The organism is Rhodonellum sp., from assembly GCF_030656585.1.
Lineage (GTDB): Bacteria > Bacteroidota > Bacteroidia > Cytophagales > Cyclobacteriaceae > Rhodonellum > Rhodonellum psychrophilum.
The window spans coordinates 107647-116965 of record NZ_JAUSPP010000063.1; the positions used below are offsets into that span (position 1 = coordinate 107647).

Annotated in this window: 8 protein-coding genes and 4 tRNA genes; 5 read left to right on the top strand and 7 right to left on the bottom strand. The window is 40.9% G+C overall.

Annotated features, from left to right (window positions below; genetic code table 11):
* Positions 1–210: 210 nt before the first annotated feature.
* The 3 genes from Q7J63_RS16265 to Q7J63_RS16275 are packed head-to-tail and all read left to right on the top strand — an operon-like array spanning position 211 to position 3430.
* Positions 211–1893 carry a GMC oxidoreductase gene (locus tag Q7J63_RS16265; protein ID WP_019598067.1) on the top strand — a complete coding sequence of 561 codons (1683 nt, stop codon included), beginning with the start codon at positions 211–213 and terminating at the stop codon, positions 1891–1893.
* 18 nt (positions 1894–1911) lie between these two features.
* On the top strand, positions 1912–2469 hold the full coding sequence (locus Q7J63_RS16270; protein WP_304887647.1) for a gluconate 2-dehydrogenase subunit 3 family protein: 558 nt from the start codon (positions 1912–1914) through the stop codon (positions 2467–2469).
* 58 nt (positions 2470–2527) lie between these two features.
* Positions 2528–3430 carry a sugar phosphate isomerase/epimerase gene (locus Q7J63_RS16275; RefSeq protein ID WP_304887649.1) on the top strand — a complete coding sequence of 301 codons (903 nt, stop codon included), beginning with the start codon at positions 2528–2530 and terminating at the stop codon, positions 3428–3430.
* A 269-nt stretch (positions 3431–3699) separates the two neighbouring features.
* Here the strand turns inward: Q7J63_RS16275 and Q7J63_RS16280 are convergent, their stop codons facing one another.
* From Q7J63_RS16280 to Q7J63_RS16300, 5 genes are all read right to left on the bottom strand, one after another.
* A complete protein-coding gene (locus tag Q7J63_RS16280) occupies positions 3700–4368 on the bottom strand; it encodes an MCP four helix bundle domain-containing protein (RefSeq protein WP_304887651.1) in 669 nt (222 codons plus the stop codon).
* A 247-nt stretch (positions 4369–4615) separates the two neighbouring features.
* Positions 4616–4688, bottom strand: a tRNA-Lys gene (locus tag Q7J63_RS16285).
* Between the two features lie 227 nt (positions 4689–4915).
* Positions 4916–4989: transfer RNA gene (locus Q7J63_RS16290), tRNA-Arg, on the bottom strand.
* A 14-nt stretch (positions 4990–5003) separates the two neighbouring features.
* Positions 5004–5077, bottom strand: a tRNA-Pro gene (locus Q7J63_RS16295).
* A gap of 47 nt (positions 5078–5124) precedes the next feature.
* Positions 5125–5197, bottom strand: a tRNA-Lys gene (locus Q7J63_RS16300).
* A 171-nt stretch (positions 5198–5368) separates the two neighbouring features.
* Between Q7J63_RS16300 and Q7J63_RS16305 the strand changes: the two genes are divergently transcribed.
* Positions 5369–6097, top strand: coding sequence for an SH3 domain-containing protein (locus Q7J63_RS16305; protein WP_019598072.1), 729 nt, complete (start codon positions 5369–5371; stop codon positions 6095–6097).
* Between the two features lie 111 nt (positions 6098–6208).
* The gene (locus Q7J63_RS16310) at positions 6209–6784 is read left to right on the top strand and encodes a pyridoxamine 5'-phosphate oxidase family protein (RefSeq protein WP_304887653.1); all 576 of its coding nucleotides are present in this window, start codon (positions 6209–6211) and stop codon (positions 6782–6784) included.
* A 165-nt stretch (positions 6785–6949) separates the two neighbouring features.
* On the opposite strand, the gene Q7J63_RS16315 is transcribed toward Q7J63_RS16310, so the two are convergent.
* On the bottom strand, positions 6950–7606 hold the full coding sequence (locus Q7J63_RS16315) for a hypothetical protein (protein WP_304887656.1): 657 nt from the start codon (positions 7604–7606) through the stop codon (positions 6950–6952).
* A 177-nt stretch (positions 7607–7783) separates the two neighbouring features.
* A complete protein-coding gene (gene gap, locus Q7J63_RS16320; RefSeq protein ID WP_019598075.1) occupies positions 7784–8788 on the bottom strand; it encodes a type I glyceraldehyde-3-phosphate dehydrogenase in 1005 nt (334 codons plus the stop codon).
* Positions 8789–9319: the final 531 nt, after the last annotated feature.

The window sequence follows — 9319 nt, forward strand, 5'->3', positions numbered from 1 at the left end:
AAAAATCAAACCTCTTTGACTATGACAAAAGGAAATCCAAAGTTTCTTTCACCTCTAAGTCATTCCATCCAAATCTATTTGGATTTTGGAGAAAAAGGAAATAATTTACCTACCCTTTCCCAACAGAAGCAGCAAATGGGACTTCATGGAGCAATGAAATCCTTCTTAAAACAACATAAAAATTAATTTGAAGTAGACAAACATATAATTATGGCAAATCAATCGTATGATGCAATCGTTGTCGGTTCCGGAATCAGTGGAGGTTGGGCGGCAAAAGAATTGACGGAAAAAGGACTCAAGGTCTTATTGTTGGAAAGAGGACCAAACGTGGAGCATGTCAAAGATTACAAGACAGCCACCACTCCCCCTTGGGAAATCCCCCACAGAGGCAGAAGGACAGTGGAAATGATAGAAAATCATCCCAATCTGAAAAGGGATTATGTTTTGAATGAACTGAATCTGGACTGGTGGGCACACGAATCAGACTCCCCCTACATTGAAAAAAAGCCATTCACTTGGTTTAGAGGATACCAAGTCGGTGGAAGATCCCTGCTTTGGGGACGCCAAAGCTATCGCTTGTCAGACATTGACTTCAATGCCAATTTGAAGGAGGGAATTGCCGTAGATTGGCCTGTGAGATATAAGGATTTGGCTCCCTGGTACAGTTACGTGGAGAAATTTGCGGGTATTTCCGGAAACAAGGATGGCCTAGCCCTTCTTCCAGACGGAGAATTCCAACCGCCAATGGACTTGAACTGTGTAGAAAAGGATGTAGCCGAAAGAATCAAAAACTATTACAAAGGTGCCAGACTGATGACCATCGGTAGGGTTGCCAATTTGACCCAACCCCTGGAAGGAAGGGTTCAATGCCAATACAGAAACAAATGCTGGTTAGGCTGCCCATTTGGGGGATATTTCAGCACCCAATCCTCTACGCTTCCTGCAGCGATGAAAACGGGCAATCTGACTTTAAGACCAATGTCCATTGTCACCAGATTGATTTATGACAAAGACAGCAAAAAAGCCACGGGAGTTGAAGTTTTGGATTCCGAAACCAACCAGACCGTAGAGTACGATGCAAAAATCGTATTCCTTTGCGCTTCCGCTTTTAACTCCACTGCCATCCTCATGCGGACTGCCACAGACATCTGGCCAGAAGGTTTGGGAAGTAGTTCCGGAGAATTGGGCCACAATGTAATGGATCACCATTTCAGATTGGGAGCCAACGGAACCATGGAAGGTTATGAGGATAAATATCTTTTTGGCCGAAGGCCAAACGGGATCTACATTCCAAGATTCCGAAATGTGGAAGGCGAGCAGCCCCGAGACTATATCAGAGGTTTTGGTTATCAAGGTGGCGCCAGCAGAAGCGGATGGAGCAGAAACGTTGCAGAAATCAACTTTGGAGCCCCTATGAAAGAGGCGCTCAGCGAGCCGGGACCTTGGAGCATGGGCATAACTGCATTTGGTGAGATCCTACCTTACCATGAAAACACCATCAAACTCAGTGCTACAGAAAAGGACAAATGGGGTTTATCCATCTTGGAAATGGATGCGGAAATCAAGGACAATGAAAAGAAAATGCGTGTGGACATGATGAACGATGCCGTGGAAATGCTGGAAGCTGCTGGAATGAAAAATGTGAAGGGCTTTGATGCCGGCTACACTTTTGGTCAAGGAATCCATGAAATGGGAACCGCCAGAATGGGAAGGGATCCAAAAACTTCCGTGTTGAATGGCAACAACCAGGTTTGGGATGCCAAGAACGTGTTCGTGACAGATGGTGCCGCAATGACTTCTGCAGCAGCACAGAATCCGTCATTGACTTATATGGCTTTGACAGCAAGGGCAGTAAGCTTTGCTGTGGAAGAAATGAAAAAGGGCAATTTATAATCTTAAAATGAATTAATTATGGCAATGAATAGAAGAGATGCATTGAAAAGCTTTGTCTTGATGATGGGCGGAACGATGGTCGGTGCAAATGTCCTTTTGACAGGCTGCTCCCCTGAGAATCAAATCGTAGGCCTTGAATTCTCCCCAGAGGACATATCGTTCTTGGATGAGATCGGAGAAGCCATCATTCCCGCAACAGATACTCCAGGAGCCAAAGCTGTTGGTATCGGTCAATTCATGGTGATGATGGTAAAAGAAACCTACAGCGGTGAACAACAGGAATCCTTTGTCTCTGGATTGAACATGATCAAAACCGACTTCAAAAAAGTAAACGGGAGTAAATTCATGGAAGCCACTCAGGAAGAAAGAACTGCATACCTGAATGAGCTTAACCAAAAAGCGATGACCAGTGAGGACAAAGAGCCAAAAGTGATTGGGATGTTGAAAGACCTGACGATCTTGGGTTATTTCACCTCTGAGATTGGCGCCACCCAACAACTTCGCTACGTGGAAGCGCCTGGCAGGTTTGATGGATGTGCCGATTACAAAAAAGGTGACCGAGCATATGCCCTCTAATGCTAACTTAAAAATCAAGAGACTGCTTTTCAAGCAGTCTCTTTTAATTTGACCCAACATGAAAAACAGAAGAAAATTCATTCAATTGAGCACTGCTCTGGGTGTGGGAGCTTTCCTTCCTTTCCAATTTTGCACCCCAAAAAAAGAAAATGAGGGCACCGCAGTAACACCGGCGATTGGTGCGGCAAAGGGGACCTTGTCAGCATTCGGCCTTCAACTCTATTCGGTAAAAGAGAACATGGCGGAGAATGCCGTGGAAACCATCAAATCCATCGCAGGATATGGGTACAAACAGATCGAAGGATTCGATGGAGGAAAAGGAATCTTTTGGGGCATGAAAAACACCGAGTTCAAGAGCATGACCGATGACCTTGGCTTGGATTTTATAGCTTCTCATGCGAACACCTTTGAAAACCTGGAAAAACAAGCCGCAGAGGCAGGTGCCATCGGCATGAAGTACCTCATCTGTCCCTACATCGGTCCGCAGAAAAAGATGGATGATTTCAAGAAATTCGCGGATGACTTTAACAGAATGGGCCAAGTCTGCAAGGACAATGGGTTGAGATTTGCTTACCATAACCATGGCTACACCTTTATGGATCTTGAGGGGCAGGTTCCCCAGGATTATTTACTGGAAAACACAGACCCTGAATTGGTGGATTTTGAAATGGATATCTATTGGGTTAAGACTGCCGGCTATGACCCCATCCAGTACTTACAAAAATACCCAAACCGGTTTACTCTGGGACATGTAAAGGACAAAGACGGAAGTATTGATCCATCAGAACCAACCGGATCCACGCTCATCGGCACTGGAACCTTGGATTTTTCAAACATCCTGAGAAAAGGCATGGACAATGGAATGAAATATTTTATCGTGGAACAAGAACGATTTGAGGGAACAAATCCAATGGAAGCTGCTGAAAAAAATGCAAATTATATGAAAGCGCTCGTTTTCTAGAATTCTTTAGATACAAAAAAACCGCTGACATACTTGGTCCAAAAAACCCTATTCTCCATGCATATGGAAAAGAACAAAAGGCCACTTTGGTCAGCGGGATTTTAAATTAGAAATCTGACTCTACGCTTTTCTTACTGATTACGGATTCTCAGTCATTCCCGGGCTTGAAGTCGGGAAAACTCAAGCTTTTTGAGACACATAGGTGACTCCAACTGGACCATTATATCTAGGGCCGAAATGGCGACCTTCTCACAGCTTCCTTAAAAATCTTAATATTCCTCTTCCTCATCCTCTATGGCGGACTTGATTTTACGGGTGGTATAGATGAGAAGGTAGATCAAGATCAAAAGAATAACCAAAGCAGCCACTTCAAATTGAGCCCATATCCTCGATTTATTTACGACTTTGGATGAATTCATGGCCAATTTCCTTCCTTCTTCAATTTGGATTTGGGATAGCTTTTCCAAGTCAAGAATTGCTCTTTCAATAGCGGAATTGTACTCCTCCACTTTTTTCTGGTTGATTCCTGTCTCTTCAGAATACAAAAAATTATAATCAGATATTCTTAGGTTATTTTCAATGATACTTCTAAAACTAGTCAAAAACTCATCCTCAGGTGTAGTGAGGTTTGTTTTTTCAAATGTATCGACAGTTTTAAGAATGTTTTCTTCATATGCCACAATCTCAGCAAGGACATTGGTGTAATCACTTTCCTGTTGGCAATGATTTACAAGCAATTTGATCCTAAAAAGATTTTCCGAAATGGAAAAAATATAGCTCTCTACCACCAACCTGTCCTCGTAGACGGACACAAAAGCTTCTCCAAGTTCATTGAAATACCTGCGCTCCAGAAAATTTTTCCCGAAAATCAGCATTAGAATAAAAGTGAGGGCTATGGCGAATTTAAGTTTGTTGTTAACGGATTTTGGGGAACTCATCTTTTATTGTTGGATTTGTTAGCGTTCAGTCACTCGTATTTTATTCCGAAATTCAAAAATTGAATAAAGTGAAAGTAATCAAGAATTACAAATTTAAAAATGTAAATGAGGGAATGAAATCAATAAAAAAAGCAAAACAAAAAAGCCTTTGACGAATCAAAGGCTTTTTTGTTTTTGAACTTGAATGAATTACCAGATTTTTAAAATCTGTTGAAACAGATGATTGAAACCATCCGTTTCAATTGTGTGATCCCGCTGGGATTCGAACCCAGGACCCATACATTAAAAGTGTATTGCTCTACCAGCTGAGCTACGGAATCATTGTTATTAATTTAGTTGAAAATCCTTTTGATTTTCAATCACTCTTTGGCTTCTTACAACATGCCTAGTGCAAAATTGTTTTTGGCGTCCAAACAAAAACTGTCATTCTACAGCATTGTTCACAATTGAATTGGACAACTGGAAACAAATCGTTGGAATAGATTTTTGCTTGGTATTTCAACAAGAGTTTGGAATACAAATTCTATGATTTGGGGATCAAGAATTGTGATCCTGTCAGGGATCGAACCTGAAACCTACTGCTTAGAAGGCAGTTGCTCTATCCAATTGAGCTACAGGACCATGCCATTGTTTTGTCGGGGTGGCAGGATTCGAACCTACGACCTCCTCGTCCCAAACGAGGCGCGATACCGGGCTACGCTACACCCCGAGCAATTACTTTCCAATACTTTGAGCAAACTCCTTGTGAGTTTGTAGTGATCCCGCTGGGATTCGAACCCAGGACCCATACATTAAAAGTGTATTGCTCTACCAGCTGAGCTACGGAATCAAGTAGAAATTTCGATGCGAAAACCCTTTCGATTTTCAAGTTTAACATTCTTAAAAGGCCTTCCAAATTAATTCAGGTGACTTTTCAATCCAATACTCTTTCTTGACAAGGCTTGTTTTTTTTCTAATCTTTGTCGTTATTGGACTGCAAATTTAAGCCTACATTTTCAAAATGCCAAACCTAAATCGAATCTTTCTTACAAAATTTACAATATTTTTATTCGCTTTTTCACAAAGCTTTAATTGTCAAGCCAATATATCCAAGCTTCAAAACGCGGATTCTTTGTTTAGCAGCAAGAATTACCAAGAAGCGATGATTGGTTACGAGGAGATCCTTGAAAAAGACGAATCTTTCTCTTCTGCGATGCTACTGAAGATGGCTTTTATATCAGAAGGGAAGGGCGATTTTGCAAAAGCAAGTTTCTTTTTGACCAAATATTATGATGTTAATCCCAACCCAAGAGTCATCACCAAAATCAAATCATTGACACAACAAACCAATCTGGTTGGCTATGATCTCAGTGATAGGGATCGCTTTTTTAAATTCCTGACAGACCTACGAGAAGAAATAACTGCGGCTTTGGCGCTGTTGCTGATTATCTCCCTGATACTTTTGGTGATTTTCAAAAGCAAAGCCAATAAACCTAAATATTATCTTCCAACAGCTGTCCTTTTGATCCTGGTTTTTGTGTCCAACAATTTTCTCGTGGGAAAACCAAGGGGAATCGTGACGGGAAGCCCCACCCTGATAATGGACAGGCCGACCGCAGGTGGCAATTTGATTGTGAATGTAGATCCCGGCCATAGAGTGATCATCAAGTCCTCCAAGGACATTTGGTATGAAATCAAATGGGGAGATAAAATCGGCTACGTGAAAAAGGAAAACATCACGCGATTGTAAATCGGATCAATATAGCTGTCATCCCTCAAAAGGATATGCGGAAACCAAATAGCTCCAAGAACCAAAGGGCTTATACCCCTTTGGTCAACCAGGAAAACCCCTTGAATTAAAATGATTGAAAAATCTTTGATTTCGCTTGAAAATGAAATTTGGAACGCGCTACACGCGGCAGTTTCTGATCCCCAAAACCCTTTGAGGACTGTTTGCCTGAGCACCACAGGAATGGATGGCTTTCCAGAATCCAGAATTGTAGTGCTGAGACGTGCCTATCATGCGTCAAAAACCATTGAAATCCACACCGACAGCAGGTCTGAAAAGTACCGGCAATTGATTTCCAACCCAAATGCCTCTCTCCTCTTCTACGACCCTAAAAATCAACGTCAGGTGAGGATGCGGGCAGCAGCCATGATAGACCATCAAAATCCTGTTTCATTTCAGGTTTTGGACACCCTATCTGCCCATGGAAAGAATTTATATGGATTAGACACAGATCCGGGAACAAAAGGAAAAATTGATATCCAAAAATCCGCAAACTATGTCGAAGAAAACTCCAAAAAACATTTTGTTGTCATCAGGTTAAAAATTCTATCGATTGACTTTTTAGAACTGAATCGGGCTTTTCACAAGAGGGCTATTTTAAGCTATCAGGACAGTTCTTTGGTTTCAGCCAGTTGGATGATGCCGTAGGCAAAAAAAAAGATTAACTGGCTGACCGTTCTCTTGCTTTCGAACAATCCAACGCATGACGTTCCCTATGCTTACAGAATCGCTTACAATATTTCCCGAAAAATAAGTGCTGAGAATTTGAGCAGAAAAACTTTGTTGCCCTCTTTCACAAAATCGCAAGCTCAATTATTTACCCAAAGCTTCTTGGATACTCAAAATTTGACTTGGCGACATGTATAGATTCCTGATTTTATCTTTATAAGCCTCTTCGAAGTTATCATTGTTGAGGATGAAATTTTTATTGGCGACAATCTGATGTCCCATACCGCAACCGATCGCATATCCATCTGCGGTCAATTCCGCTTCAATCACTTTTTTGTCAGACAACATGTATTTGACCCCAAAACGCATCATCCCGGTGGTGCTTCTGTCTAAATAATCCATGATATGCCCCAATTCATGACCAATCCAACCCACTAGGGCATCATAAGGCACTTCCTCTATGGGAATACTTTTATCCTCAAAATCCAAATACCTCGTGATATTGATTTTATACTTTCTGTTCTCTTTGGTATCCACGAGCAAAGAAAACATCCTGGGTTGTGCCTGCATGATGGATCCGCTGATTTTATCTTTAAACGCAAAGGTTATGTCCACTTCCGCTAACTCCGGAAAATAGGACAATGCCTGCATTACGGGTTTTTTTATTTCTTCAGGGATAACCTTGTTCTTTAAATAGCTTGAATCGGCAGCGCTTTCAAGAATTTCTTGATCAATTCCAGAAGGATATTGATGTTCGATAGGCATTCCTGATAGGATAAGCCAAAGGAAGAGAGAATGCATGGGTAATGAGTTTGGATGACAGCTTATATTAAGAAAAAAACGAGCCAAAAGCTAAAAACCCTTTGAATAAAAAAATAAAATCCCACAAAGCCAAAAATCAGTCCTTGTCAAAATTGACGAATTCCTGGTATTTTGCTTTTGTGGGATGTAAATCAAATCAGAGCATTGCCCTTTTGATTATTTTTTGGCGATGTAAGCCAATAAGTCAACAACTTTGTGTGAATAACCCCACTCGTTGTCATACCAAGAAACTACTTTCACGAAAGTATTGCTCAATTGGATCCCCGCGCCTGCATCAAATATAGAAGTTCTAGAGTCTCCCAAGAAATCTGTGGAAACAACTTGATCTTCAGTATATCCAAGAATTCCTTTTAGGGTCGTCTCGGAAGCTTCTTTCATCTTAGCACAGATTTCTTCATAGGTCGCAGGATTTTTCAACCTTACGGTCAAATCCACCACTGAAACGTTTGGAGTTGGAACCCTAAATGCCATACCTGTAAGTTTACCATTCAGCTCAGGAATCACTTTCCCAACGGCTTTGGCTGCTCCTGTTGAGGAAGGGATGATGTTTTGGCTTGCACCTCTACCACCTCTCCAGTCTTTGGCCGAAGGACCATCAACAGTTTTTTGGGTAGCTGTAGTAGCATGTACTGTGGTCATAAGACCTTCTTCGATTCCCCAGTTGTCATTCAATACCTTGGCCAAAGGCGCCAAGCAATTGGTAGTACAAGAGGCATTGGAAACGAAATTCATGTCAGTGGTATATTTGGATTCGTTTACACCCATGACGAACATGGGCGTATCATCCTTAGATGGCGCAGACATGATTACTTTTTTGGCTCCTGCATCAAGGTGACCTTGCGCAGTTTCTTTGGTAAGGAAAATACCAGTGGATTCAACAACATAATCCGCTCCAACTTCACCCCACTTAAGGTTTGCTGGGCTTTTTTCAGCGGTAACTCTGATTTCATTGCCATTGACGATCAATTTACCATCCTTAACTTCAACAGAACCGTCGAATTTTCCATGGGTAGAATCATATTTTAGCATATAAGCCATATAATCCACATCGATCAGGTCATTGATAGCGACTACCTGAATGTCATCTCTTTGTTGCGCTACTCTGAAAACCAATCTGCCGATTCGTCCAAATCCGTTGATTCCTACTTTAATTTTGCTCATAGTTATTGTATTTATTATTGTATAGGTTTGACCACAAAATTGATTGCATCAAAATGTAATTTTTTTTCCGCTCTAAAATAAAATGGCTTTTATAATCTTATAAATTTACCAATAATATCCCGGTCTCCAAAATTATCAAAGAATTGAAAATGACCGATTTAGTAAAACATAACATTACAATCGATTTCGTAATCAATTTTTTTAAAACAAAATATTGATTTTCAAGCGAATACTTAATTTTTTGATAAAAATCAATTTGCCCTGCGCCGACCTTCCAAACTAACGGCACTTACGGGGCTCATTGAAACATGAAGATGCAAAATCAGAAGCTGGATTTCCGCCTTTGCCAAAACACCAGAGGTTAGGGGGAATAAAAAAGAGGCTGCAAATATGAGGCCACTGAAAAAGTCCTTTGATAAAATGTTAGTAAAAAAGGTGTAGGAAAATTACTTTTCTACACCTTTTTTTTGTATATTTTAATATACAAATAACTCAATATCATGTTATTACATCAACAAGAGATTAAGTTCA

Excerpts from the sequence above, each read along its gene's own strand:
- Q7J63_RS16315 (WP_304887656.1), bottom strand. The coding sequence starts at position 7,606 with ATGCATTCTCTCTTCCTTTGGCTTATCCTATCAGGAATGCCTATCGAA.
- Q7J63_RS16270 (WP_304887647.1), top strand. The coding sequence starts at position 1,912 with ATGGCAATGAATAGAAGAGATGCATTGAAAAGCTTTGTCTTGATGATG.
- gap (WP_019598075.1), bottom strand. The coding sequence starts at position 8,788 with ATGAGCAAAATTAAAGTAGGAATCAACGGATTTGGACGAATCGGCAGA.
- Q7J63_RS16310 (WP_304887653.1), top strand. The coding sequence starts at position 6,209 with ATGATTGAAAAATCTTTGATTTCGCTTGAAAATGAAATTTGGAACGCG.
- Q7J63_RS16305 (WP_019598072.1), top strand. The coding sequence starts at position 5,369 with ATGCCAAACCTAAATCGAATCTTTCTTACAAAATTTACAATATTTTTA.
- Q7J63_RS16280 (WP_304887651.1), bottom strand. The coding sequence starts at position 4,368 with ATGAGTTCCCCAAAATCCGTTAACAACAAACTTAAATTCGCCATAGCC.
- Q7J63_RS16265 (WP_019598067.1), top strand. The coding sequence starts at position 211 with ATGGCAAATCAATCGTATGATGCAATCGTTGTCGGTTCCGGAATCAGT.
- Q7J63_RS16275 (WP_304887649.1), top strand. The coding sequence starts at position 2,528 with ATGAAAAACAGAAGAAAATTCATTCAATTGAGCACTGCTCTGGGTGTG.